The organism is Alsobacter sp. P4_H11 (genome assembly GCF_056400925.1).
In genome coordinates, this window is the sequence record NZ_JBFUKI010000018.1 from 45,619 (window position 1) to 70,751 (window position 25,133).

23 protein-coding genes and 3 tRNA genes are annotated in these 25,133 nt (G+C 66.9%); 16 read left to right on the plus strand and 10 right to left on the minus strand.

Features of this window, described 5'->3' with window-relative positions; all coding sequences use genetic code 11:
- Window positions 1-6: 6 nt before the first annotated feature.
- Complete coding sequence (locus tag AC1DSZ_RS23365) at window positions 7-783, minus strand: NAD kinase (RefSeq protein WP_188519700.1); 777 nt, start codon at window positions 781-783, stop codon at window positions 7-9.
- A gap of 109 nt (window positions 784-892) precedes the next feature.
- On the opposite strand from AC1DSZ_RS23365, the gene AC1DSZ_RS23370 reads away from it, so the two are divergent.
- Entirely contained in the window at window positions 893-1,786 is an 894-nt protein-coding gene (locus AC1DSZ_RS23370) for a polysaccharide deacetylase family protein (RefSeq protein WP_476840711.1), read from the plus strand.
- Between the two features lie 3 nt (window positions 1,787-1,789).
- Here the strand turns inward: AC1DSZ_RS23370 and AC1DSZ_RS23375 are convergent, their stop codons facing one another.
- Entirely contained in the window at window positions 1,790-2,377 is a 588-nt protein-coding gene (locus tag AC1DSZ_RS23375; protein ID WP_476840712.1) for an NUDIX domain-containing protein, read from the minus strand.
- A gap of 175 nt (window positions 2,378-2,552) precedes the next feature.
- Between AC1DSZ_RS23375 and AC1DSZ_RS23380 the strand changes: the two genes are divergently transcribed.
- From AC1DSZ_RS23380 to AC1DSZ_RS23390, 3 genes are all read left to right on the plus strand, one after another.
- Window positions 2,553-2,900: a hypothetical protein gene (locus AC1DSZ_RS23380; protein ID WP_476840713.1), complete on the plus strand. Its 348-nt coding sequence runs from the start codon at window positions 2,553-2,555 to the stop codon at window positions 2,898-2,900.
- Window positions 2,901-3,172: 272 nt separating this feature from the next.
- Window positions 3,173-4,885, plus strand: a complete 1,713-nt coding sequence (locus AC1DSZ_RS23385) for a pyrroloquinoline quinone-dependent dehydrogenase (protein ID WP_188518808.1) — start codon at window positions 3,173-3,175, stop codon at window positions 4,883-4,885.
- Between the two features lie 88 nt (window positions 4,886-4,973).
- A complete protein-coding gene (locus AC1DSZ_RS23390) occupies window positions 4,974-5,561 on the plus strand; it encodes a c-type cytochrome (RefSeq protein ID WP_476840714.1) in 588 nt (195 codons plus the stop codon).
- A 12-nt stretch (window positions 5,562-5,573) separates the two neighbouring features.
- Here AC1DSZ_RS23390 and AC1DSZ_RS23395 read toward each other — a convergent pair whose 3' ends face one another.
- A complete protein-coding gene (locus tag AC1DSZ_RS23395) occupies window positions 5,574-6,494 on the minus strand; it encodes an ankyrin repeat domain-containing protein (RefSeq protein WP_476840715.1) in 921 nt (306 codons plus the stop codon).
- A 99-nt stretch (window positions 6,495-6,593) separates the two neighbouring features.
- Between AC1DSZ_RS23395 and AC1DSZ_RS23400 the strand changes: the two genes are divergently transcribed.
- The 7 genes from AC1DSZ_RS23400 to AC1DSZ_RS23430 all read left to right on the plus strand — a co-directional run bounded on the left by AC1DSZ_RS23400 (window position 6,594) and on the right by AC1DSZ_RS23430 (window position 13,678).
- On the plus strand, window positions 6,594-7,490 hold the full coding sequence (locus AC1DSZ_RS23400) for an alpha/beta fold hydrolase (protein ID WP_476840716.1): 897 nt from the start codon (window positions 6,594-6,596) through the stop codon (window positions 7,488-7,490).
- Window positions 7,491-7,608: 118 nt separating this feature from the next.
- Window positions 7,609-8,562, plus strand: coding sequence for a PQQ-dependent catabolism-associated beta-propeller protein (locus tag AC1DSZ_RS23405; protein ID WP_476840717.1), 954 nt, complete (start codon window positions 7,609-7,611; stop codon window positions 8,560-8,562).
- Window positions 8,555-9,751, plus strand: coding sequence for a type 1 periplasmic-binding domain-containing protein (locus AC1DSZ_RS23410; RefSeq protein WP_476840718.1), 1,197 nt, complete (start codon window positions 8,555-8,557; stop codon window positions 9,749-9,751). Before AC1DSZ_RS23405 ends, AC1DSZ_RS23410 begins: the two co-directional genes overlap by 8 nt.
- A gap of 132 nt (window positions 9,752-9,883) precedes the next feature.
- Entirely contained in the window at window positions 9,884-12,043 is a 2,160-nt protein-coding gene (locus AC1DSZ_RS23415) for a malate synthase G (RefSeq protein WP_476840719.1), read from the plus strand.
- A 96-nt stretch (window positions 12,044-12,139) separates the two neighbouring features.
- A tRNA-Thr gene (locus AC1DSZ_RS23420) sits at window positions 12,140-12,214 on the plus strand.
- 123 nt (window positions 12,215-12,337) lie between these two features.
- Window positions 12,338-13,126, plus strand: coding sequence for a lytic murein transglycosylase (locus AC1DSZ_RS23425; protein ID WP_476840731.1), 789 nt, complete (start codon window positions 12,338-12,340; stop codon window positions 13,124-13,126).
- Between the two features lie 192 nt (window positions 13,127-13,318).
- A complete protein-coding gene (locus AC1DSZ_RS23430) occupies window positions 13,319-13,678 on the plus strand; it encodes a hypothetical protein (protein ID WP_476840720.1) in 360 nt (119 codons plus the stop codon).
- 109 nt (window positions 13,679-13,787) lie between these two features.
- Here the strand turns inward: AC1DSZ_RS23430 and AC1DSZ_RS23435 are convergent, their stop codons facing one another.
- From AC1DSZ_RS23435 to AC1DSZ_RS23455, 5 genes are all read right to left on the minus strand, one after another.
- The gene (locus AC1DSZ_RS23435) at window positions 13,788-15,482 is read right to left on the minus strand and encodes an MFS transporter (protein ID WP_476840721.1); all 1,695 of its coding nucleotides are present in this window, start codon (window positions 15,480-15,482) and stop codon (window positions 13,788-13,790) included.
- 291 nt (window positions 15,483-15,773) lie between these two features.
- Complete coding sequence (locus AC1DSZ_RS23440; RefSeq protein ID WP_476840722.1) at window positions 15,774-16,460, minus strand: 3'-5' exonuclease; 687 nt, start codon at window positions 16,458-16,460, stop codon at window positions 15,774-15,776.
- Window positions 16,457-18,262 carry a putative nucleotidyltransferase substrate binding domain-containing protein gene (locus AC1DSZ_RS23445; RefSeq protein WP_476840723.1) on the minus strand — a complete coding sequence of 602 codons (1,806 nt, stop codon included), beginning with the start codon at window positions 18,260-18,262 and terminating at the stop codon, window positions 16,457-16,459. Before AC1DSZ_RS23445 ends, AC1DSZ_RS23440 begins: the two co-directional genes overlap by 4 nt.
- A gap of 79 nt (window positions 18,263-18,341) precedes the next feature.
- The gene (locus tag AC1DSZ_RS23450; protein ID WP_476840724.1) at window positions 18,342-20,030 is read right to left on the minus strand and encodes a cation acetate symporter; all 1,689 of its coding nucleotides are present in this window, start codon (window positions 20,028-20,030) and stop codon (window positions 18,342-18,344) included.
- Window positions 20,027-20,332: a DUF485 domain-containing protein gene (locus AC1DSZ_RS23455; RefSeq protein WP_476840725.1), complete on the minus strand. Its 306-nt coding sequence runs from the start codon at window positions 20,330-20,332 to the stop codon at window positions 20,027-20,029. The genes AC1DSZ_RS23450 and AC1DSZ_RS23455 overlap by 4 nt, the downstream gene beginning before the upstream one ends.
- Window positions 20,333-20,722: 390 nt before the next feature.
- Between AC1DSZ_RS23455 and AC1DSZ_RS23460 the strand changes: the two genes are divergently transcribed.
- Window positions 20,723-21,169, plus strand: coding sequence for a hypothetical protein (locus AC1DSZ_RS23460; RefSeq protein ID WP_476840726.1), 447 nt, complete (start codon window positions 20,723-20,725; stop codon window positions 21,167-21,169).
- Between the two features lie 3 nt (window positions 21,170-21,172).
- Here AC1DSZ_RS23460 and rlmB read toward each other — a convergent pair whose 3' ends face one another.
- Window positions 21,173-21,895 (minus strand): 23S rRNA (guanosine(2251)-2'-O)-methyltransferase RlmB, encoded by a 723-nt coding sequence (gene rlmB, locus AC1DSZ_RS23465; RefSeq protein WP_476840727.1) that lies wholly within the window; start codon window positions 21,893-21,895, stop codon window positions 21,173-21,175.
- 450 nt (window positions 21,896-22,345) lie between these two features.
- Window positions 22,346-22,430 (minus strand) — tRNA-Tyr (locus AC1DSZ_RS23470).
- 210 nt (window positions 22,431-22,640) lie between these two features.
- Here AC1DSZ_RS23470 and AC1DSZ_RS23475 point away from each other — a divergent pair.
- From AC1DSZ_RS23475 to tuf, 4 genes are all read left to right on the plus strand, one after another.
- Window positions 22,641-22,714: transfer RNA gene (locus AC1DSZ_RS23475), tRNA-Gly, on the plus strand.
- A gap of 24 nt (window positions 22,715-22,738) precedes the next feature.
- Entirely contained in the window at window positions 22,739-23,110 is a 372-nt protein-coding gene (locus AC1DSZ_RS23480) for a hypothetical protein (RefSeq protein WP_476840728.1), read from the plus strand.
- Between the two features lie 294 nt (window positions 23,111-23,404).
- Window positions 23,405-23,854 (plus strand): hypothetical protein, encoded by a 450-nt coding sequence (locus AC1DSZ_RS23485; protein ID WP_476840729.1) that lies wholly within the window; start codon window positions 23,405-23,407, stop codon window positions 23,852-23,854.
- Between the two features lie 93 nt (window positions 23,855-23,947).
- On the plus strand, window positions 23,948-25,133 hold a 1,186-nt coding region (gene tuf, locus AC1DSZ_RS23490; protein ID WP_476840730.1), incomplete at its 3' end, for an elongation factor Tu.

The following is a 25,133-nucleotide window of genomic DNA, read 5'->3' on the forward strand; positions in this document are numbered from 1 at the left end:
TGCACCTCAGTAGCCGAACTGCTCCAGCAGGATGCGCTCTTCCAGGCTGTGGCCGGGGTCGTGGAGCATCACCATGTCGACCGTCCGGTCCATCGCGATGTCGACGCGGCGGATGTTGCGATGCTCGAAGTGATCCGCCACCGCGCTGATCGGGCGCTTGATGGGCTCCAGCACCTCGATGGAGATGCGGGCGTGATCCGGCAAAAGCGCGCCTCGCCAACGCCGCGGGCGAAACGCCGAGATCGGGGTGAGCGCCAGCAACGGCGCGTTGAGGGGCAGGATCGGGCCATTCGCCGAGAGATTGTAGGCCGTGGAGCCGGCCGGCGTCGCCACCAGGATGCCGTCGGCCACCAACTCGGGCAGGCGGGTCTTGCCGTCGATCGTCACCTTCAGCTTGGCGGCCTGATAGGTCTGGCGGAAAAGATAGACCTCGTTGATGGCCCGCGCCGTGTGCGACACGCCGTTGGCGTCGGTCGCCACCATCAAGAGCGGGTGGACGATGCTGCGCTCGGCTCGCTCCAGCCGGTCGAGCAGGCTCTCGTCGTGGAACTCGTTCATCAGGAAGCCGACGCTTCCGCGATTCATGCCGTAGATCGGCTTCCCGGAGCCCATGAACTGGTGCAACGTCTGCAGCATCAGGCCGTCGCCGCCGAGCGCCACGATGACGTCCGCCTCTGCGGGACTCACCTCGCCATAGCGCGCCGCGAGGATCTCGCGGGCCGCGCGAGCGTCGTCGGTGTCGCTGGTGACGAGGGCGATCCTGTTGAAGCGGCGCACGAGGATTGTTCCGGCAAACCGGCGTCGGAAGCCGGCCTGCGCTGCTTAGCATGATTTTCGCTTGGCCGCGCGAGCGGCTCCCGCCGGCGCCGCATTGCCAAGGACCATCACGCCCATGCGCCATCACGACCGCTACGACTACCATCCGCTCCCGCATCGGGCCGATTATTCCTGGCCGGAGGGGCGGCGTCTTGCGGTGTACCTCGCCCTGAACCTGGAGCATTTCTCCTTCGGCGAGGGGCTCGGCGCCGAGATCGCGCCGGCCGGGCCGCATCCGGACGTCCTGAACTATGCCTGGCGCGACTATGGCAACCGGGCGGGCGCCTGGCGGCTGCTGCGGATGTTCGACGACCTGCAACTGCCCTGTTCGGTGCTGCTCAACACCTCGATTTACGACTACGCCCCCGACCTCGTCGACGCCTTCCGCCGGCGCGGGGACGAGATGGTCGGGCACGGGCGCACCAACAGCGAGCGCCAGGGAGTGATGTCCGAGGTCGACGAAAAGGCGCTGATCGCCGGCTGCACGCTGGCCATGCGGGAGAGAGAAGGGCGCGCTCCTGACGGTTGGCTGGGCCCCTGGATCTCGCAAAGCGCCACCACGCCGGACCTGCTGGCCGAGGCCGGCTATGGCTACCTGCTCGACTGGTGCCACGACGACCAGCCGGTGTGGTTTCGCACCCGCGGGGGAGGGCGCATCCTTTCGGTGCCTTATCCGCAGGAGTTGAACGACATTCCGCAGATCGTGGGGCGTAAGCGCGAGGGCGCCGAATTCGCCGACATGATCGTGGACAGTTTCGACGAGTTGCTGGAGGAAAGCCGCGAGCGCCCGGTGGTGATGGGCGTCGCCCTGCATGCCTATCTGGTCGGCTGGCCGCATCGGGCCCGGCACCTGCGTCGTGCGTTGCGCCACATCCGGGAGCGGGCTGATGGACGGGTCTGGATCACCACGGCGGGGGCGATCGCCCGGCACGCCGCCAGCCTGCCGCCTGGCGTCGTGCCCGGCGCCTGAGAACTACCGGAAGAGCTCCGGGCGGCGGGCCTGGAGCGAGAGGATGAGCACGAGCGTCTTCACGTCCGTGATCTCCCCCTTTGCGACCCGGGCGGCGAGCTCCGCCAGAGGAGTCTCCAGCACTGTGATGTCCTCGTGCTCGTCCGACACGCCGCCACCGGCGCCGACGCGGTCTTCCGCCCGATAAGGCGCGAGGTAAAAGTCCATGTATTCGGTGGAGAGGCCCGGCATGGGCCAGCCGCTCACCACGTGCTCCAGCTCGGTGAGCCGCAGGCCGCATTCCTCCATGGCTTCGCGGCGCGCGCAGTCCTGCGGATCGTCCTCGTCAAGCAATCCGGCGGGCGCCTCCTCCAGCGACAGGACGCCACCGGCCACAAAGGGCGCCGGGCGAAATTGCCGCACCAGAACGGCCACGCGGCGGTCCGGGTCATAGGGCAGGACGCAAACCGCGCGGCCATGGTCCTCGATTTCGCGATTCACTACGGCGCCGTTTGGCAGTCGCATCCGGGCGATTGAAAAAGTGCTCCAGCCGTCATGAACGACCTTGCTGTCGAGCACGGCGGGCTCGACCCGCTGGCGTACGTCATTCATGTGGAGCTCCCGAGGATGCGCCGCCCGCCCGCGGCTCATAAAGCGCAGCGCCGGCCTGCGGGCAAGCGCGGCCATTCGGGGCCGTGACGGCCGGATCAAACGTTCAGATCGCAGTCGCCGCTTGCGGACGCGGCCGAAACCTGCTGCGCTGACGCTCAAAACATGGGGGGAAACAATGGGCAGCCGCTTCGCCATCATGGCGCTTTTCTGCAGCCTGGCTGCGCCCGCTCTCGGAGCGGAGCGCGGCGGAATCCGATTCTGGAACCTTACCGGCGTGACACTGGACCAGGTGCGGCTGGCGCTTCCGGGAACCGGCAAGTGGGGAAAAAACCAGTGCATGAACGATCGCGACGGCACGGTGGATTTCGACGAGCGGCTGCGCATCACGGACGTGCAACCGGGACGATATGACGTTCAGGTACGTGAGGAAGGCGGCCGCACCTGTGTGGCGCGGAACGTCGAGATCAAATCGGGCGAAGTTTTTGCGGTTCATGAGCGCGATTTGACGGACTGCACAAAATAAGCGCCGCTTTTCATTCGATTTTTGCGAAACGCGAAAAAGTCTTCGCCTGCGGGCGTGAGACGCGTGAAAATATCCGCTTGCGTCTCCGTCCCGCACGTTTGCTGATCGTTCAGCGGTGAACGAGTATGTAGCTGGCATCCCACAGTATTCGTCCAGCCGGCGCCTAAACCTTGGCGTTGACACCCTGATTCCACGGGCGCAGCATGTCCGTCTCGGCTTTCGATGAGCCGCAAAGACGGCTTGGCCGCGGGAATATCGGGGAGGATTTCAGGATGGTGTCGAGAACACGCCAGTCATTGGCGATGCTTGCGTTTGCGCTTTCGGCAGGCCTGGGGGCCACCGGATATGCAAGCGCCCAGGAGATCAAGACAGCCTCCAAGTGGGGCGACATGAACTCCGTTACGCAGGACCTGCTCAGCCGCGCCGCGGGCGACGGCAACAACTTCCTGCACACGAACGGCAACTACGCACAGACGCGGTTCTACCCGAACCGGCAGATCAACGTCGCGAATGTCAGCAAGCTGCGCCCGGCCTGGATCTTCCAGACCGAGGTGAAAGAATCGCTGGAGACCAGCCCGATCGTCGTCAACGGCGTGATGTACGTCACCACGGCGTTCAACCACGTCTACGCGCTGGACGCGCGCACGGGCGAGGAGCTCTGGCACTTCAAGCACAAGATGGGGCCGATCACGGTCTATTGCTGCGGCCCGAACAACCGCGGCGTCGCGGTGAGCGGCGACATGGTCTACATGGCCACGCTCGACGCCAAGCTGCTGGCGCTGGACGCCAAGACGGGCAAGCAGGTCTGGGAGACCCAGATCGCCGACCCGGAGCTCGGCTATAGCGAAACGATGGCCCCCACGGTCGTGGACAACAAGGTCCTGATCGGCACGAACGGCGGCGAATACGGCATCCGCGGCTTCGTGAAGGCGTTCGACACCAAGACCGGCAAGCTGGTCTGGACGTTCAACACCGTGCCGGAGAACTCGGTCGGCGTTTGGGCGACCAAGGACGCCACCGGCCGCGACATGAAGCGCAACATCGACGCCGAGAAGGCCCAGCTCGCCAAGACCGGCGACCCCTACAAGACGCTCGGCGGCGGCGTGTGGCAGAACCCGGCCGTGGATCTCGAGACCCGGCGCATCTACTTCGTGGTAGGCAATCCGTCGCCGGACCTTGATGGATCGCTGCGCCCTGGCGACAATCTCTACACGGACTCGTTGGTCTCGGTGAACCTCGACACCGGCCAGTATGTCTGCCACCTCCAGTACATCGCGCATGACGTCTGGGATCTGGACGCTGTGAGCCCGCCGATCATCACCACGGTTGCGGACAAGGACGGCAAGCCCATCAAGGGCGTGCTGCATGGCGGCAAGACCGGTCACGTCTACGTTCATGACGCCAAGGACTGCAGCCTGATCCGCTTCTCCGAGGCCATGGTGCCGCAGGAGAACATGTGGGTGCTGCCGACCAAGGAAGGCGCGCGCATGCTGCCTGGCGCCAATGGCGGCGTGGAGTGGTCGCCGATGGCGATCAACCCCAACCTGAACCTCACCTACGCGATCAACCTGCACCAGCCGATGACGTATCACGTCGAAAGCTCGAACTACCCGGCGGGCAAGCTCTGGCTCGGCGGTGCGTTCAAGGTGATCCCGACCGAGGAGCAGTGGGGCAACGTCACGGCCGTGGACTACAACACCGGCAAGATTCGCTGGCAGGTGAAGACCGCGCAGCCGATGATCGGCGGCATCCTGGCGACGGCCGGCGGGCTGGTGTTCACCGGCGAGGCGAATGGCCAGTTCAAGGCCTATGACGCCGAGACGGGCTCCAACCTTTGGAAGTTCCAGGCCGGCGCCGGCGTGAATGCGCCTCCGTCCTCCTACACGGTGGATGGCAAGCAGTTCATCGTGGTCGGCGCGGGCGGCAACACCCAGATCGACTACAAGCGCGGCAACAGCATCATCGCCTTCACGCTGGCGGAATGAGCTTGCCTGCCTGACAATCCAGAGACCGGGCGGGACCGCGACGCGGCCCCGCTCTTTTTGTCCCCCGAGATTACGAGAAACGGCCATCATGACTTCTGGAAAGGCCCGCACGACGGCGGCGCTGTCCGCCTTTTTCGCCTGCGCGCTCGTGAGCGCCGCCTTCGCGCAAACCGCCTCGATCGAGGAGAAGGCCCAGACTTGCCTTCAGTGTCACGGCGAGCAGGGCAAGGCCATCGATCCGAGCTACCCGTCGATCTGGGGGCAGTACCAGGGCTATCTCTATTTGCAGTTGCGCGACTTCAAGCTCGGCAACCGCAAGAACGAGATCATGAACGGGATCGCGCAAGACCTGTCGCGCGAGGACATGATGGCGCTGGCCGAATATTTCTCACAGAAGACCTGGGTGAACCTGAACCAGCCGCGCGCCAGCGAGGCGGACGTCAAGCGCTCGGAAACCGCCATCGTGTCGGGCCAATGCGGCGCATGCCATGGCGCGGACGGCGTCGGGGCCGGGACCACGCCGCGCATCAACGGCCAGTCGCATGACTACCTCCTGAAGACCATGGAGGACTTCCGGGCCAAGGTGCGGACCAACAATCCGTGGATGAGCGACATCCTGGGCACGCTCCAGCCCGAGGACCTGCAGGCTCTGGCGAACTACTACGCCGGCAAGTAGGGCCACGCCGCCTCAGCCGCCCGCCAGCGCGAGGCGGACGGGCTCGCCCGCCGCGAGGTCGGCGGCCGTCTTGCCTTCCTTGTCGCGACGCGACGGATCGGCGCCGGCCTTTAGGAGCGTGCGCACAATGGCGGCGTGGCCGAGTTCAGCGGCTGTCATCAGCGCCGTCCGGCCGCGGTCATCGGCGTCGTCCACCGGCACGCCGCGCGACAGAACCAGCTCCACGGTGCGGACGCCGTCGACCTCGGGCGAGTCGTTGGCATGACCTGCCGCCCAGATCAGCAAAGTGAGATCATTGGCGTAGCGCTGACGCGGGTCGACGCCCGCGTCGAGCAGCCGCTTGACGATCGCCGTGAAGCCCCGGGCGGCGGCGTAGACGATCGCGGATTTTCCGGTGCCGTCCACCGCGCTGGCGTCCCCGCCGCGGGCCAGGAACATTTCGACCAGACGTTCGTTCCCGTTGAAAGCCGCGGCGCTCAGGGGCGAGACGCCGGAACGGCCAGGCGCTTCCAGATTGGCTCCTGCGGCGGCGAGGATCTGCACGATCCGCGTCTTGTTGGCCTGGGCGGCGACGAACAGGGCGGTCCCGCCTTGAAGGTTGCGTTGCTCGGGATCGGCCCCGCGCTTGAGCAGCATTTGAACGGTGGACGGATGGCCGTTGCGAGCCGCGATGGCCAGGGTCGTGTCGCCCTCGCGGTTGCGCGCCAGTGGCGAGCCGCCCGCGTCCATCAGCCGCTCCAGCAGCGCATCGCAGCCGCTCGCTGCGGCCGTAAAGCTTTGTGAGACGATCTCGAGCGGCAAGGCCGTTGAGCGGACGAGGTCGTAGCGGCGTTCGAGATCGGGGCACGGTATGGCATCAGCCTTGCTTGGCGTCGTATGCGCCAGCAGCGAGGCGCACACGACGGCGGCGAGGCCTGGCAAACAATGGCGCATCTCGACATCCCCCGACGATCTTCTTCTTGGCTGCCCGCATGGTGGCGGTTTCGCGCCGCGAAGCCAATGCTTTCGTGGGCGCGGGCGCCTCGCGCCTTCATGCCGCGGGCCGCTGGCCTCGCAATGCTGGGCGTGTGGCTGGGCGCGGCGGCGCCCGGACCTGGCGTGCACCAGCCGCCGGGGCGGCTCTACGACACCGTCGACGCGAGGCTGCATCTTTTCTGCGCCGGGCAGGGATCGCCCACCGTCGTGCTCGAAGCCGGGTTGGGCGGCAACCACCTGGACTGGACGCTCGTGCAGCCGCAGCTCGCCGCCGTGACGCGGACCTGCAGCTACGACCGGGCCGGGGCTGGGTTCAGCGACAAGGCGAGCCGGCCACGCACGTTGGCGTTTCTGGACCAGGATCTGGAAAGCCTGCTGGCCAGCGCCGGCGTGGACGGTTCGCTGGTGCTCGTCGGCCATTCCTTCGGCGGCGTGTTGGCCGCCCATTTCGCCGCGCGTCACCGCGACCGGGTCGTTGGGCTCGTGCTTGTGGACAGCATGCATCCGCGGGAATTCGAAAGTTTCGCGGAGGCCGGGATCGACCTGCCACGCGATCCGAACCAGGTGCTGAACCGGACGCCGGCCGCGGCGGCCGGGTACGGCCTGCCGGACGGCATGCAGCGCCTCGCCATCGATCTGGCGACCGCCGACAAGGCGCGGCTTTCGGTGATCCGGGAAATGCGCGGCATCGGGGCGAGCCTCGCGGACGCGGAGCGCGCCGGCTATGTCCGCATGCCCTCGCGCGTGCTCGTGCATGGCGACGGCGAGTGGAACGGGGCCTATCCGGACGGGCGCATGGAGCGCGTCTGGCGCCGCCTTCAGGCCGATCTCGCCCGCCAGCTCGGCGCGCCGGCTCCCGAGAGCGTGCCGGACGCCGGCCACCAGATCGCGCTCGATGCTCCCGATGCGGTGGTGCGCGCGGTGGAGGCCGTGATGCGCGAAGCAAGTCGCTGATCGCCTGTGCGGCGGGGTTGCTCCGCGCGGCTCGCCGGACCACGATGCCTTCAACGAAGCCGCTCTGCGGCATGGGGGGCAGGTCATGGGTGGCGGGCGAAGCGCCTGGGTTCGACGATTGGTCGCGCTCATCGGAGCCAGCGCGATTGCGCAGGTCGCGGAGGCCGGCACCGGCCTGATCTATGTGTCGCACGAGCGTTCCGACAACATCGTGATGCTCAACAAGGCCGACGAGGTCGTCGGGCAGTTCAAGACCTGCGCCCGCCCGAGAGGCATGTTGCGGCTGCCGGACGGCAAGAGCCTCGTGGTCGCGTGCGGCAACGACGACACCATCGCGATCTACGACCTCGCAACTCACACGCTGCTGAAGCGCTACCGGGACATCCCCGATCCCGAGACCTTCGACCTCCACCCCAACGGCCGCGACCTCTACATCTCCAACGAGGATGATTCCGAAGCCACGGTGCTGAACCTCGAGACCGGCGAGGTGACGGCCCACCACGCCACCGGGCCGGAGCCCGAGGGCGTGCTGGCGACGCCCGACGGAAAGAGCGTGTTCGTCGCCTCCGAGGCCGGCAACCTCGTGCATGTGATCGACGCGGCCAGCGGCAAGGTCGTGAAGGACATCATCACGGGCTCGCGGCCCCGCCGCTTCGCGCTGGCGCCGGACGGCAAGGAGCTCTGGGTCTCGTGCGAGATCTCCGGCATCGTCGATATCATCGACGTCGAGACGCTGGCCTCGAAGGGGCAGATCAATTTCCTGCCGAAGGGCATGCGGCGCGAGCAGGTGACGCCCGTCGACCTCGTGATCACGCGCGACGGCAGGACCGCTTACGTGGCGCTGGGCCGGGCCAACCACATCGCGGTGGTGGACGTCGCCACCCGCGCGGTGAAGGACTACATCCTGGTCGGCCGGCGGCCGTGGGGCCTGCGCTTCTCGACCGACGAGACAACGCTCTATGTGGCGAACGGCCTCTCCGACGACCTGTCAATCATCGACATCCCGAGCGGCAAGGTGCGCAAGACCGTGCCGGTCGGCATGGTGCCGTATGCGGTGATCGTGGATGACTAGCCGCCTGCTGCGCGCCGGCCTGGGCTGGTTGGCGCTTGCGCTCGCGTTCGCCATCGCGGCACCCGCGGCAGGGCAGGGCGCTGCGCCGGAGCGTGTGATCCTGTTCGTGGATCGCGAGGGCGACCCCTGGTACGCGCGGCTCCCCGCGCATGACGGGGTGGCGCGCATCGAGCGCCAGAGCTCCCTGCCAGGCGCGGAGCTCGCCGCCAAGGACGGGCGCGCGGCCGGCCGGGCGCTGGGCGTGCTATTCAAGGTCGTCCGCCAGACGCTGAAAGCGGACGAGCCGGTGGACGCCGCGTTGACTGCGGCCGCCGCCCAAGGCGTGCGCGCGGCCGTTCTGGACCTCCCGGGCGCAGACCTGCTCGCCGCCGCCAACGCCGCGCCCACGATGGCGCTCTTCAATGTGCGGGACGAGGAGGACAGCCTCCGCGCCGACGCCTGCAGGGGCACGCTGTTCCACGTCATCCCGTCGCGGTCCATGCGCACCGACGCGTTGGCGCAGCTACTGGTTCGCCGCAACTGGAAAAAGATTCTGGTGCTCGAGGGCCCGGAGCCCGGCGACAAGGCCTATTCGGCCGCCATGCAGGCCTCGGCCAAGAAGTTCGGCGCGCGCATCGTCGCGGTTCGGCCCTTCACGAACACCAATGATCCGCGGCGGCGCGAGGAGAGCAATATCGGCCTCCTGACAGGCGGCGACGACTACGACGTCGTGTTCGTGTCGGATCTCGTCGGCGAATACGGCCGCATGGCTCCCTATCGCACCATCCTGCCGCGACCGGTGGTCGGCACTGAGGGCCTGCGCGCACTGGCTTGGCACCCGGCGGCGGAGCGCAACGGAGCGCCGCAACTGAACCGCCGCTTCGAGCGGGACGCCGGCCGTCCCATGCAGTCCGAGGACTGGGCCGCCTGGGCGGCCGTACGCGCCGCGATCGACGCCGAGACGCGGTCCGCCGGCGATGCAGCGCCGGGCGCGCTGGTCTCACGCCTCACGCGTCCTGACATGAGCCTCGAGCTCTACAAGGCCTATCCGGGATCGTTCCGGGCCTGGGACCACCAGTTGCGGCAGGGCGTATTCCTCGCCACGCACAACGCCGTGATCGACCTCGCGCCTATCGAGGGCTTTCTGCACGAGACCAACACGCTCGACACGCTGGGACCGCCGCCCAACCGCTCGCCATGCGGGCGTTGAAAGTGATTTGGATTTGTTCCCAGAGGGAACAAGTGCATTCGCGGCCGCTTGCTTTTTCCGCGCTGGGGACCATGGTCTAAGGCCTGCACGGAGCCACTTATTTCCGGCGCATCGCGCCTTCAGGAGAGTTTCATGATCAGCGTCGGCAGCCTTTCGGTCGCGCCCGTACTGCACGATTTCATCGCCCGCGAGGCGCTGCCGGGCACGGGCGTTTCGCCCGAGACCTTCTGGAGCGGGCTCGAGGCGCTGGTGCGCGAATTCGCCCCCCGAAACAAGGCGCTGCTCGAAACGCGCGACCGCCTGCAGGCCCAGATCGACGAGTTCCACCGAGCCCGCAAGGGGCAGAAGATCGACCCGGAGGGCTACCAGTCCTTTCTGCGTGAGATCGGCTACCTCGTCGAGGAGCCGGCCGGGTTCAGCATCGGCACCGGCAATGTCGACGAGGAGATCGGCCACATCGCCGGCCCGCAGCTGGTGGTTCCGGCGTCCAACGCCCGTTACGCGTTGAATGCAGCCAATGCGCGTTGGGGCAGCCTCTATGACGCGCTCTATGGCACGGACGCCCTGCCGGAAGACGGCGGGGCCGAGCGCGGCGCCGGGTTCAACCCGAAACGCGGCGCCAAGGTGGTCGCCAAGGCGCGCGAGATCCTCGACGAAGCCGCGCCGCTGGCCGGCGCAAGCCACGCGGACGCGACCGGTTACGCCGTGAAGGACGGCGCTCTGGCGGTCTCGCTCGCTGACGGGCGTGTCGTCGGCTTGAAGAACGCCGCCCAGTTCACCGGCTATCGCGGCGCGGCCGACGCCCCCGAGGCGGTGCTGCTGGCGCATAACGGCCTGCATCTGGAGATCCTCGTCGACCGCAGCCACGCGATCGGCAAGACCGACCCGGCCGGCGTCGCCGACGTGATCATGGAGGCGGCGGTCACCACCATCGTCGACCTGGAGGACAGCGTCGCGGCCGTGGATGCGGAGGATAAGGTCGAGGTCTATCGCAATTGGCTCGGCCTGATGAATGGCGATCTTTCGGCCACCTTCGCCAAGGGCAAGGGCACGGTGGAGCGCCGGCTCAATCCGGATCGCGTCTACACGGGCCCGAAAGGCGGGACCGTGACCCTGCATGGCCGCAGCCTCATGCTGGTGCGCAATGTCGGCCACCACATGTACACCGACGCCGTGATGGCCGACGGCGCCGAGATCCCGGAGACCATCCTGGACGCCGCCGTCAGCGTGCTCATCGCCCTGCACGACCTGCGCGGGCAGCACGCCATCCGCAACAGCCGCCGTGGTTCGGTCTACATCGTGAAGCCCAAGATGCACGGACCGGACGAAGTCGCCTTCGCGGACGCGCTGTTCGGCGCCGTGGAGGACATCTACGGCCTCCCGCGGCACACGCTGAAGATGGGCATCATGGATGAGGAGCGTCGCACCACCGTGAACCTGCGCGCCTGCATCAAGGCCGCGGCGAACCGGGTGGCGTTCATCAACACCGGCTTTCTCGACCGCACGGGTGACGAGATCCACACCTCGATCGAGGCCGGCCCGATGGTGCGCAAGAATGACATGCGCAAGACCGCCTGGCTGCAGGCCTATGAGGACGCCAATGTCGACGCTGGCATCGCCTGCGGGCTGCCCGGCCGGGCGCAGATCGGCAAGGGCATGTGGGCGATCCCTGACCGGATGGCCGACATGCTGGCGCAGAAAATCGCGCACCCCAAGGCCGGCGCGAACACCGCCTGGGTGCCGTCGCCCACGGCCGCCACCCTCCACGCGCTGCACTACCACCAGGTGGACGTGGCGCAGCGCCAGAGCGAGCTCGCGGGCCGCAATCGCGCGCCGCTCTCGGACGTGCTGACAATCCCGCTTGCGACCGGGTCGTTCGACGCAGCCGCCATCCAGGAGGAACTCGACAACAACTGCCAGGGCATCCTCGGCTATGTGGTGCGCTGGATCGACCAGGGCGTAGGCTGCTCCAAGGTGCCGGACGTGCACGATGTCGGCCTGATGGAGGATCGCGCCACGCTGCGCATCTCCTGCCAGCACATCGCCAACTGGCTGCTGCATGGAGTCGTCGACGAGGCGCGCGTGATGGCGACCCTGAAGCGCATGGCCGAGGTCGTGGACCGCCAGAACGCCGGCGATCCGCTCTACCGCGCCATGGCGCCCGCGTTCGAGGGCCCGGCCTTCGCGGCGGCTTGCGACCTCGTGTTCAAGGGACGCGAGCAGCCCAACGGCTACACCGAGTGGGTTCTGCATGCCCGTCGGCGCGAAGCGAAGGCCGCTGCACGCGGCTGACCCTTCGGGCCATGCGGCGCGCCTCGCCGCTTCGCATGGCCCGTTCGCCAATTGGCCGGTTGAACGCGGTCGGGCGGGCTGCTAGGACCGCAGCGGGCCGGATTAGCACAGCGGTAGTGCAGCGGTTTTGTAAACCGAAGGTCGGGGGTTCGATCCCCTCATCCGGCACCATGGCCCCCTGGGCCTGGAAACCATTCTCCTTACGTCCTCTTGCGCCTGCGGTCGGATTGAACGAACCATTCCGGGGTGCGGTTACCGCTTGCCCCCAAGCGGCCAATGGAGATCGACGTGAGCATATTCGCCCCTATCAGGTTTGCGGCCGCGGTTGCGGTCGCCACGCTTCTCGGGACGGCCGGCCCGGCCGCTGCGGCGCAGTGCGGCAATTCGGCCGCCGGCTTTGAAAGCTGGAAGCAGCAATACGCCGCCGAAGCGCGGGCGCGAGGCGCGAGCCCCACGGCGGTCTCTGCTCTGCTTGGGACGACCTACGCCTATGCGACGATCTCGGCCGACCGGGGCCAGAAGAGCTTCCGGCTGACGCTGGACCAGTTCATGGCCAAGCGCGGCGGCCCTACCATCGTGGCGCGCGGGCGCACGCTGAAGCGCTCGCAGGCGGCGCTGTTCGACCAGATCGAGGAACGCTACGGCGTGCCGGCCGGACCGCTGATTGCGATCTGGGGCATGGAAACGGCGTTCGGCACGCAGCGCGGCAACCAGAACACGTTGTCGGCCGTCGCGACCCTTGCTTACGACTGCCGCCGGACGGAGTTCTTCACGGACCAGCTCGATGCGGCGCTGAAGCTCGTCGACCGGGGCCTCATCACGGGCGAAACCCGCGGCTCCATGCATGGCGAGCTCGGCCAGACGCAGTTCATGCCCAAGAGCATCCTGCTCTACGGCGTGGGCGGCAGCCTCGACAACAGCGCCAATGCGCTGATGTCGACGGCCAATTTCCTGAAGGCGCATGGCTGGCGGCGCGGCGCGGGCTATCAGCCCGGCGAGCCGAACTTCGCCGCGATCCAGGGCTGGAACGCCGCGACCGTGTACCAGCAGGCCATCGCCAAGATCGGCGCGCAGATCGATTGAGGCGCCCGGCGGCCGTTTGTTGTACCCGGCAGAATTCGGGCCCGCCGCAAACGGCCGCGCTTGCGCCACAATGCAGCCCAAGAGCATTCATGCGGCATTCAGGGCGTGAGCTCTAGATTGCGAGCATCGAATACAGGGTTCGCACGGCGGACTGGGGTAATCACCTCGTTCCGCGGCGTGATGGAGAGTAGAATGACCAAGAACCGTATCGTCCTCGGCGTCATCGCGGCCATCACGATGGGCGCCGGCATCGCGGCCAGCGTGGCCCCGGCCGAAGCGCAGTATCGCTATTACGGCCACCGTGGCGGGTTCAACCCGGGCGCGGCCGCGGCCATCGGCGCAGTTGGCGGCCTGGCGCTCGGCGCGGCCATCGCGGGCTCCCGTCCGGCCTATGGGGCTCCGGTCTATGGCGCGCCCGTGTACGGCGCTCCGGTGTATGGCGCTCGCCCGGTTTACGCCGAGCCCGTGAACGAATGCTACGTCACCCGCCGTCGCGTCTGGGTGCCCGGCTGGGGCTGGGACGTCCGCCGCGAGACGGTATGCGACTACTGAGCTTCGGCGCGTAACGCCCGATACAACAAAGGCCCCGTCGAGAGACGGGGCCTTTTCGTTGTCTTGGACAGCCGAGGCAGTGGGGCGGCCGAGGCCGCCCGCACGCTCCTCAGATCTTGCTGTCGCCGGCGTAGATGTCCCGGTCCTTGGTCTCCGGCACGAGCAGGAGGCCGAGCACGAAGGTGACCAGCGCGATCACGATCGGGTACCAGAGGCCGTAGTAGATGTCGCCCGTCTGGGCCACCATCGCGAAGGCGGTGGCGGGCAGAAGACCGCCGAACCAGCCGTTGCCGATGTGGTAGGGCAGCGACATCGAGGTGTAGCGGATGCGGGTCGGGAAGAGTTCGACCAGGGCCGCCGCGATCGGGCCGTACACCATCGTCACGTAAACGACGAGCACGAACAGGATCGAGATCACCTTGAAGGGCTGCGGGCGGAAGATGTCGAAGGGATTCGACATCTTCACGATGCTCGCGTCGCCCGGCTTCGGGTAACCGGCGGCGCCGATGGCGGCGGCCAGGTTCTTGGCGAGGTCAGGCGAGGTCTTGCCATCCGCGTAAACGGCGACGTCCGTGCCGTTGACGTTGATCTTGGCGGGCTGCCCGGCCGGGCCGGCCGTGGTGGTGTACTTCACGGCGCTCTTGGCGAGAGCGTCGCGGGCCACGTCGCAGGACGATGTGAACTTGCGGGTGCCGACCGGGTTGAAGAGGTCGCCGCAATCGGCCGGATCAGCCACGACCTGGACCTTGGCGGTCTCGATCGCCTTCTCGAGCATGGGGTTCGCCGCGCCGGTGAGCGCCGTGAACAGCGGGAAGTAGGTGAGGGCGGCGAGCAGGCAGCCGGCCAGGATGATCGGCTTGCGGCCGATCTTGTCCGACAGCCAGCCGAACAGCACGAAGCCGCCGGTGCCCACGAGCAGCGACCAGGCGATCAGCAGGTTCGCCGTGTAGCCGTCGACCTTCAGGATGCTCTGGAGGAAGAACAGCGCGTAGAACTGGCCCGTGTACCAGACGACGCCCTGGCCGGCGACGAGGCCGACGAGCGCGATGATCACGAACTTCATGTTGCTCCACTGGCCGAAAGCCTCGGACAGCGGCGCCTTGGAGCCCGTGCCCTCGGCCTTCATCTTCTGGAAGGCCGGCGACTCGTTGAGCTGCAGACGGATCCAGACCGAGATGCCGAGCAGCGCGATCGAGAGCAGGAAGGGAACGCGCCAGGCCCACTCGGCGAAAGCCGCCTCGCCCGCGATCGTGCGGGTGAACAGGATGACGATCAGAGACAGGAACAGGCCCAGCGTCGCGGTGGTCTGGATCCACGAGGTGTAGAAGCCGCGGCGGCCCTGCGGGGCGTGCTCGGCCACGTAAGTGGCTGCGCCGCCATATTCGCCGCCGAGCGCGAGACCCTGCAGCAGGCGCAGCGCGATCAGGATGATCGGAGCCGCGATGCCGATGGACTTCGACCCCGGCAGCAGGCCGACGATGAAGGTCGACAGGCCCATGATCAGGATCGTGACCAGGAAGGTGTACTTGCGGCCTACGAGGTCGCCAACGCGGCCGAACACCAGCGCGCCGAACGGGCGAACGATGAAGCCCGCCGCGAACGCCAGCAGCGCGAAGATGTTGCGCGTGGCTTCATCGAACTGGCTGAAGAACTGCGCGCCGATGATGGTTGCGAGCGAACCATAGAGATAGAAATCATACCATTCGAAGACGGTGCCCAGAGAAGAGGCGAAAATCACCTTCTTCTCGTCGGCCGTCATCGGCCTTACGCGTTCAGCCCCAGCGGGGGCGGCTGCCATCGTCATGCCCAACTCCTTGTCGTTCCTCTGACCGCGCATGCGACGGGACGTGTTCGCCCGTTCGCCGACCGGGAATCGGCGTCTTTCATGCGCAGCATCATCATTTCGAAAACACACCGGCCATCCGGATCGGATCGGCCGCAGTTTCCCCCAAGTCCCTCGTCCAATCATCGCGGCGACCCGGGTTATTGTGAGGGGTCGCCATCTTGGGCGTGCGAAAATCCGCATACGCCAGTTTCAAACGATACAGGATTCTCCCGCGGGCGGGATTCAACCTTCGTCTAGCGTGGATAAGGATCAAACCCCGCCAGGCTGCAGCGGCGCTCTCGTGCGGGGCCGCGGGATGCGGGTTCCGCGCCGCTTGAGGTCGCGCAGGGCCACATAGGCCATCGCGGTCATCAGAGCGTCGTTGGCGGCGTCATGCTGGGCCAGCCGGGGAATGCCGAGATCCGCCAGCATGGCGGCGAACGACAGGTCCACCACGGTTCCGGGCGGCGCGTCGCCATATTTCCGCTCGTGGTAGAGGCGGGACACCTCGATGCGCGGGTTGGGCAATTCCACGCCGATAAACCCGAGGACGGCCTTGTTCAACATCGCGATGTCGAACTCGAGGTAGTAGCCGACCAGTGGTCGCCCGCCGATGAACCGCAGCAGATCAGGCAATACGCGGTAGATCAACGCGCCCGCCTTCGCGTCGCTCTCGAACAGGTGGTGGACCTTGATGGCTTCGGGAGCGATGCGGACGTCGGGCCGCACGAGGGCCTCGAAGCGTTCGCTCGCCAGGATGCGCGAGCCGCGGATGCGGATGGCCGCGATCGTGATGATCTCGTCGCGGGCGACGTCGAGCCCCGTGGTCTCGCAGTCGATGGCCACGGCTTCGTCGGGCGGGCCGGGCCGGAACAGAAAACGATAGTTCTGGTCGCCGATCGTGGCCTGGTGAAAGAGCCGCTTGGCGGCTAGCCAGGGGGTGGGCCAGTCGGTCATCCGAACAGGCCCAGGTTGAAGTGGCGCCGCACAATCTCGCGGAACTGCTTCACCACCTGAAAGGCGTCTCGCAGCAGGTCCCGCTCCATGGTGGTGAGCGCCGCCGGACGCACCAGCGCGCCCGATCCGCCCGCCGCTTGCGCCAGCTGAGCGTCCAGCCGCAGCCCCGCCAGGAACTGGAACGCATCCACGCACTGGCGCGCAAAGGCCGGCTTGAGCAGGCCGATCCGCCCCAGCTGCAACAAGCGCGCCTCGGTGTTGGTGGCGGAAATGCCTTTCTCGAGCGCGAGCGCGCGCGCGCCATGCACGAGCGGGAACAGGCCCCCGCGCTTGAGATCGAGCGCGTCGCCCGCGCCCTCGGCCGTGACAAGCTGGTTGAACAGCCCGATCGGGGTCTCGAAGGCGTCGACTGCCTTTGCGAAGCGCGCCAAATAGGCCTGCTCGCCGCGCACGGCGTCCATCAGGGCCGCCTTCGCTTTGGCCAGGAGGGCGGCGTCGCCCGCGACCGCCTCGGCGTCCAGGAAGATCGCCACGTTGAGGTGGGCGTCGTTGTCGGGCAGCGCGATCCAGCGGCGGAAATCGGCTTCGAAATCTGCGAGCGGCCTGGACCAGAACGGATTGGAGACCATCACGTCGCCAGGGCAGGGCGGGAAGCCAAAACGCGCCAGTGCGCCCGAGAACGCGGTCCGAAAGGCTGCGAGGTCCGCGGCGTCAACGGGATGCGCTAGAATGAGGCCGTTGTCCTGGTCCGTGCGGACCGTCTGTTCGCCGCGCCCCTCGCTGCCCATCACGATCAGGCACCCGGCTTCGCGGATGGAGGCCGGCGCCACCATGGTGAAGAGGCTGGCGAACAGCCGGCGGTTCAGGTCGGACACGATCTCGGCGATCACCGACGGCTTCAGGCCCTGCCGCCGCAGGATGCGCACCTGCGCGGCGATCTCGGCAGCCGCGGCCGCGAGGTCGTCCAGCGTGGCGGCCCTGTCGATCCTGCCGGCTACGATCTGCGCATTGCCGGCGATGAAGCTGAGGACGTCGATGTCCTCCACGACGCCCAGGTAGCGTTCGCCGTCATGAACGGCGATGCGGCGCTTGTTGTGCTTGGTCATCAGCAGCAGCGCTTCGTAGACGAAATCGTCCGGTCGCAGCCGCACCACGTCAAAATGGGCGAGCGCCCGCACGGGCGTTTCCAGCGGGAGGCGGCCGAGCACCACACCCTTGGACAGGTTCATGCCCGTGATTATGCCGATGCGGTCGCGGTCGCGCACCAGCAGCGTATTGCTGTTGATGTCGCGCATGCGTCGTCCGGCGGCCTCGATGCTCTCGTCGGCCTCGATGAAGGTCGCGGGATGCATGAACACGTCGGAGAGGCGCCCGCGCATGAGGCTGCCGACGCGTTGGTCCTCGGCTTCGCTCTCCAGCGCATCAAGCTTGCGCGAGATGTCGAGATAGAAAAACGCGCCGAAACGCGGGCTGCGCTTGATGAGGTCGAGAACCGTCGCCTTCGGGGCCAGCCAGCACAGGGTTTCGTCCCGGGCCACGAACGCGTGGCCGCTTTCTCCCTGGACGATCGCGCGGCTGTCGAATGCGTCGCGCGGGCCGAGCAGTGCGACGAGTTCGTCCCCGTCGCGCTCCTCGACAGCGCCTTTGATGATGATGAACAGCGATTCCGACGCCGCATGTTGGGCGATCAGGACTTCGCCCGGCGTGAAGTAGCCCACGTCGAGAGAGGCCCTCAGGGTCTCGATCTCGCGGAGTTCGAGACGGTCGAATGGCGGGTTCGAGGCGTCGAAGGCTTGCGTCATGGCTCGCCTCTCCGGCGTCGCGGGAGGACCCCGCGAAGCAAAAACCCGGGGCGGCGCTGGGCCGCCCCGGGCAGTAGCGTCAGTGCGAGGCGGCCCCGACGGCGCCGATGCCGGTCTGCGACCGGACGAACTGAGCCGGGAAACCGGCGCGGTCCTGCGCGGCGCGCTTGCTGTTGTCGAGCGTCGAGAACAGCCAGATGCCGCCAAAGGCCAGCGCCATCGAGAACAGCGCCGGATTGTCGTAGGGGAAGGGCGCGGATCCCTTCGGGTTGCCCATGGCGGCTTCCCAGACGCCGGGCGAGAGGACGACGCCGACGAGAGCCGAGATGAGGCCCAGGAACCCGCCGATCACCGCCCCGCGCGTGGTCATGCCCTTCCAGAAGATCGACATCACGAGCACCGGGAAGTTGCAGGACGCCGCGATCGCGAAGGCGAGGCCGACCATGAAGGCGACGTTCTGGTTGTCGAACACGATGCCGAGGATCACGGCCAGGATGCCGAGGAACACGGTCGAAATCTTGGAGATCCGGATCTCGTCCTGCTCGTTGGCGGCGCCGTTCTTGATCACCGTCGCGTAGAGGTCGTGGCTGATCGCCGACGCGCCGGCCAGCGTCAATCCCGAGACAACCGCCAGGATGGTCGCGAAGGCGACGGCCGAGATGAAGCCCAGGAAGACGTTGCCGCCGACCGCGTTGGCGAGATGGATGGCGGCCATGTTGGAGCCGCCCTTGATCGCCGCCAGCTCGGTCTTGCCGGCTTCCAGGAATTCGGGGTTGGTCGACACCAGCGTGATCGCGCCGAAGCCGATGATGAAAGTGAGGATGTAGAAGTAGCCGATGAAGCCCGTAGCGACGAACACGGATTTACGGGCCGCCTTGGCGTCCGACACCGTGAAGAAGCGCATCAGGATGTGTGGCAGGCCCGCGGTGCCAAACATTAGCGCCAGTCCCAACGAGATCGCCGAGAGCGGGTTCGAGATGAGCGACCCCGGCTCCATGATGGCGATCTTCTTGGGATGCACCTCCACGGCCTTGCTGAACAGGGCCTCCGGATTGAAGCCGAACTTGGCCAGCACCATGATGGCCATGAAGGACGCGCCTGCGAGCAGCAGGCAGGCCTTGATGATCTGCACCCAGGTGGTCGCCACCATGCCGCCGAAGGTCACGTAGACGATCATCAGGCCGCCAACCACGAGCACGGCCATCCAGTAGTCGAGGCCGAACAGAAGTTGAATCAGCTTACCGGCGCCAACCATTTGGGCGATCAGGTAAAAAGCGACCGTTACGAGAGTCCCGCAGGCCGCGAGGACGCGGATGGGCGTCTGCGCGAAACGGAAGGACGCCACGTCCGCGAAGGTGAACTTGCCAAGGTTGCGAAGCTGCTCGGCGATCAGGAAGGTCACGATCGGCCAGCCGACGAGCCAGCCCACCGAATAGATCAGGCCGTCATAGCCCGACAGGTAGACCAGGCCCGAGATGCCCAGGAACGAAGCGGCGGACATGTAGTCGCCCGCGATCGCGAGGCCATTCTGGAAGCCCGTGATGCCGCCGCCGGCGGTGTAGAACTGCGCGGCGGAGCGGGTCTGCTTCGCGGCCCAGTAGGTGATGCCGAGGGTCAGCAGCACAAAGGCCAGGAACATGCCGATGGCGGCGATGTTGAGGTCCTGCTTGGAGCCGCCGTCGATGGATCCGGCCGCATGGGCGAGCGTCGACGAAAGCGCGACGAGGAGGCCGGACGCGCCGGCGCGGAGTGTGCTGGCGGTTTTCACTTGGCATCCTCCACGATCTTGCGGACCAGCACGTCGTACTGGGCATTGGCGCGGGCGACATAAACGCCCGTGAGCACGAAGGCCGAGATGATCACCAACAGGCCGACCGGAATGCCGACCGTCATCACGCCGGTTCCGAGCGGGATGCCCAGCACCTTGGGGGCGTAGCCGACCAGCAGGATGAAGCCGAAATAGATCACCAGCATCGCGGCCGACAGCGACCATCCGAAGGACGAGCGCTTGCGGACAAGCTCCTGGTAACTCGGGTTTTTCTCGATTGTCTCGTAACTGGCAGTCGCCATGGTCCACCCCCGTCTCGTGCTGGCCTCGGCGGAGTGCGGGCACAGGGGGAGCCCTGGCGCGAACAAGCGTTCGCGCGGCAAGCCGACCTGTGATGCATTCCCCCGATATATTTTGTTAATAGCTCAGACGGGCCGCCGAGATGAGCCGGTCTTTGGTCTTGCGACTATCGGCGAGGGGCGGCGGAAGCGGCCAAGGTCCGCCTAATTGCTGTGCCGAACCGGGCTGGGAACCGGGGACGTTTCATCATACTTTGTTAACCGGATGCGGTTGTTGCGTTTCAGGAGTTCGGCATGCGTGCGCCCGGTATGATCCTTGCCGCGTCTCTTCTCTGCCTTTCGGCGCTCCCTGGCTTGGCGGCCTCGCCGGGCTCGCACGGGGGTGGATCCCACTTGCGTGGCCATGCGCCGCGCGCCCACGTGGCCATGTGGCGGGATCACGGCTTCGCGGGCCGGCATGGGGTCATACGCCATGGCGTAGTCCGCCATGGATGGAAACACGGCGACCGGCGCTTTGGACGGGGCGACATCTGGGCGCCATCCCTGGTTTACCGGGACACGGGCGCTGTTTACGCGACGCCGGCGGACGAACCCGCTCCTGTGTGGCGGCTGCCGACGCGCGCCGACCTCCCCACGCGCGCCGACCTGCCGCAGGCGGCCGCGTTTGTGGGAAGTCCGGCGTTTCCGCCGGAGCTTTACGTGATCAACGACGAGACGCATGGCCGATCCGGCAAGCCGGGCGGGGCGCGCGTCTATGGGACGGCCAGGGTCGCGGAGCTTGGCGACGGTTTCACGTCGTCGGCCGGCTCGGCCAGGATCATCAACCTCAAGGCGCGCTGACGCTCACGCCTTCGGTTCGAGCGCTTTTCCGATGGCGTATAGAGCCACGGCCGCGGCGTTCGAGACGTTGAGGCTCTTGATGGCGCCCGGCATGTCGAGCCGGGCGAGCACGTCGCAGCGCTCGCGTGTGAGGCGGCGCAGGCCCTTGCCCTCGGCGCCGAGCACCAGGGCGACAGGCCGCGACGCCACCGACTTCTCCAGGATGTCCGGCCCGTCCGAATCGAGGCCCACCCGCCAGAAGCCGCGATCGCCCAACACGGTGAGCGCCTGCGCGAGATTGCCGACGGTGACGATCGGAACGTGCTCCAGCGCGCCGGAGGCGGTCTTGGCCAGAACGCCGGTGGCTTCCGGGCTGTGCCGGTCGGTCATCACGATGGCGGCCGCCCCGAACGCGGCGGCGCTGCGCAGGATGGCGCCGACATTGTGGGGGTCGGTGACCTGGTCGAGCACCAGGACGAGCGCATCGTCCGGGATGTCGTAGAGATCCAGTCCGGCAAACGGCTCCACGTCGGCGGCGACGCCCTGGTGCACGGCGTCCGCGCCGACCATGCGGTCGATCTGCTCGGCGCGCACCAGAGTGGGCGCCACGCGCGGGTTCGGGACCATCTCGGCGAGACGGTTGCCGGCATTCTCGGTGACGTAGAGCGTGTGGATCTTGCGCCGGGGATTGTTCAGCGCCTCGGCGACGCTGTGGAACCCATAAAGGCGCAAACGGCCATGCGGCACGGGCTCACGCTCCGCGCCACGCGATTCGTCGCGCCTCTGGTCGCGCCGGGGCGCTGCGCCCTGTGCCTGGCCGCGATCGTGCTCGGCAGGCGAGGCGCCCGGAAAACTGCGTGACTTGGATCGGAGGGGGCGCGTCTCGAACCGGCGCGGCTCCTGGTCGGCGCGACCGGGATCCCAGCCGCCTTGGCTCCCGGAGCTGTCGGGCCGGTCCTGCCGCGGCCCGCGCTCGCCTGCGCCGCCCTGGCGGGGGCCGCCCGCCGCTCCGCGCGGTCCGCCCGGATTGCCTGGCCGTCCGCCTGATCCCTGCTTCGCCATTGCGTCCAACTCCTGTGGGCTTGCGTGTCGCATGGCCAGCCCGCCGGCGCAAACAGGCTCCGCCGCTGACGCCATGAACGCAAAAGGCCAGCTCGTTGGAGCTGGCCTTTGAACGCGCCAAGAAGGCGAAAAAAGTGGTGGGGGAAGTAGGACTCGAACCTACGAAGGCTTAGCCAGCGGATTTACAGTCCGCCCCCTTTGCCGCTCGGGACATTCCCCCACGTCCGATCCTTGGGAAGCGGGGAACGCTGCACAGGGACGCGGTTTCGAAGACACCGCCCGGGGCGTCTCCGCGGGGGGTCTTATGGTGACCGGGCGCCGCCCTGTCAACTCGGAAAAGATCCGGCCGCCGCCAGAGACGCCATTCGGTCCTTCCGCGCCGGGCCTCGCTTGCCAAGCCGGACGAGTCGCGGCATATCTCCGGCCGCGGGCGGGTATAGCTCAATGGTAGAGCAGCAGCCTTCCAAGCTGAATACGAGGGTTCGATTCCCTCTACCCGCTCCATTTCCCCCCAATTCGCGATGCGCCATGAACGACGTCGAGCCAGAGCATTTCCGGACCGCCGAGGGCGGTTTCTGCGTGCGCGTTATGGGCGCGTACGGATCCGAAGGGGTCTGGACGGCCGAGGGGCAGGAAGCGCTCCTCGACGATCTTCCGATCGACCGTGAACTGGCGGATCGCCTCGCAGACTGGCAGGAAGCCTTCGATTCGATCGACGACCAGATCGAGGACGGCGACATTCCCGCCGAAAAAGGCGCGGCCGCATGGGCCGCCCTGGCCGAGGAGGGGCTCGCGATCGCGCGGGCGATCAAACGCGCGTTGCCGGATTGGGCGGTGTTTTTCGTTGATCCTGCATTATCCGCAGAGGCGGGCCCCAGCGCTGCAGCGCAAGAGATCTGAGCCGCGTGGACGACGCGCCCTACACTGCCACAGCATGCTTGCAAGCCGTTTGCTTTGGCTCGGGTAGGCTGGTGACCAGCGTCACTTCGGACGCCACCTGAGATTGATTTCAACTAAGCAACAGCCGCGATCAGGTTATCTTGTTTGTGAGGCGCGCGCTCCTGGGCCGCACCACCTCACTGAAGTCTTTCGTGCCAACGGGTAGAGTACAACCGTTGGTTTCTGGCGCCGGTTCAGAGAAGTTGGAACGCTGTTACTTGGGCGACCCGCGATTCGGCGACTGAAGGTGTCAGCATGCAGTTCATCCGTCTGTTTACGTCTGGCGTGCTTTTGGCGCTTGCGGGCTGCGGCACCGCCCAAAGAGCCAATCCCACCGCCAATGACACACGCACAACACGCGAGCGGATCGCGGTTGTGGCTGAGGAGAGCTTTATCTTCGGAAAAATCGTGAACATGAAGATCAACGACGCCAGGTTCGCCGGGCCGTTCGTCCAGACGGGTTTCCTGAGTTCGGGTAAAACATTCTACTGCGTCGCCGTTCACGTTGGGGTGCTTGGCTCGTTCCTTTTCAGCGACCGCCGCATCCTTACCGTCGTCCACGAGAAGCTGCCCTCTGGAAACGAACTGCTCATGGAAGGACGCGGAGGGTTGGATGGCTCCATCGGGGAGTGCCCCGCGTACGACGCTATGCAGCCATTTCCCGAATTGCTCGCATTGCGCTCCAAGCGCCTGGGCACTTCGTGACCCTTGCACTCCCTCGCAAAACCGCCTATCTCGCGCCCGTTTGGTACACACCCTTGCCGGCGACGCCCGGCTGTCGAGGACTGAGGCACGGCCATGGCCAAGGAAAAATTCGCGCGGACGAAGCCGCACTGCAACATCGGCACGATTGGTCACGTCGACCACGGCAAGACGTCGCTGACGGCGGCGATCACCAAGGTTTTGGCGGAGACGGGCGGCGCCACTTTCACGGCGTATGACCAGATCGACAAGGCGCCGGAGGAGAAGGCGCGCGGCATCACGATCTCGACCGCGCATGTCGAGTACGAGACCACGGCGCGCCACTACGCGCACGTGGATTGCCCCGGCCACGCCGACTACGTGAAGAACATGATCACGGGCGCGGCGCAGATGGACGGCGCGATCCTGGTGGTTTCGGCCGCCGACGGCCCGATGCCGCAGACGCGCGAGCACATCCTGCTCGCCCGCCAGGTCGGCGTGCCGGCGCTGGTGGTGTTCATGAACAAGGTCGACCTSGTSGACGACGAGGAGCTCATCGARCTCGTCGAGATGGARGTGCGCGAGCTTCTGTCGAAGTACGACTTCCCGGGCGACGACATYCCGATCGTCAAGGGCTCGGCCAAGGTGGCGCTGGACAACGGCGACAAGGCGGTCGGCCATGACGCGATCCTGAAGCTGATGGCGGCGGTGGACAGCTACATCCCGCAGCCGGAGCGTCCCAAGGACCAGCCCTTCCTGATGCCGGTCGAGGACGTGTTCTCGATCTCGGGCCGCGGCACGGTGGTGACGGGCCGCATCGAGCGCGGCATCGTSAAGGTSGGCGAGGAAATCGAGATCATCGGCCTGAAGCCGACGATCAAGACCACGGTCACGGGCGTCGAGATGTTCCGCAAGCTGCTCGACCAGGGCGAGGCGGGCGACAATGTCGGCTGCCTGCTGCGCGGCACGAAGCGCGAGGAAGTCGAGCGCGGCCAGGTTCTGGCCAAGCCCGGCTCGGTGAAGCCGCACACGAAGTTCACGGCCGAAGCCTACATCCTGACCAAGGAGGAGGGCGGTCGCCAYACCCCGTTCTTCACCAACTACCGGCCGCAGTTCTACTTCCGCACCACGGACGTGACCGGCATGGTGAAGCTGCCCGAGGGCACCGAGATGGTGATGCCGGGCGACAAYGTCACCATGGAAGTCGAGCTGATCGCGCCCATCGCCATGGAGGAGAAGCTGCGCTTCGCCATCCGTGAAGGCGGCCGCACCGTCGGCGCCGGCGTGGTGGCCACCATCATCG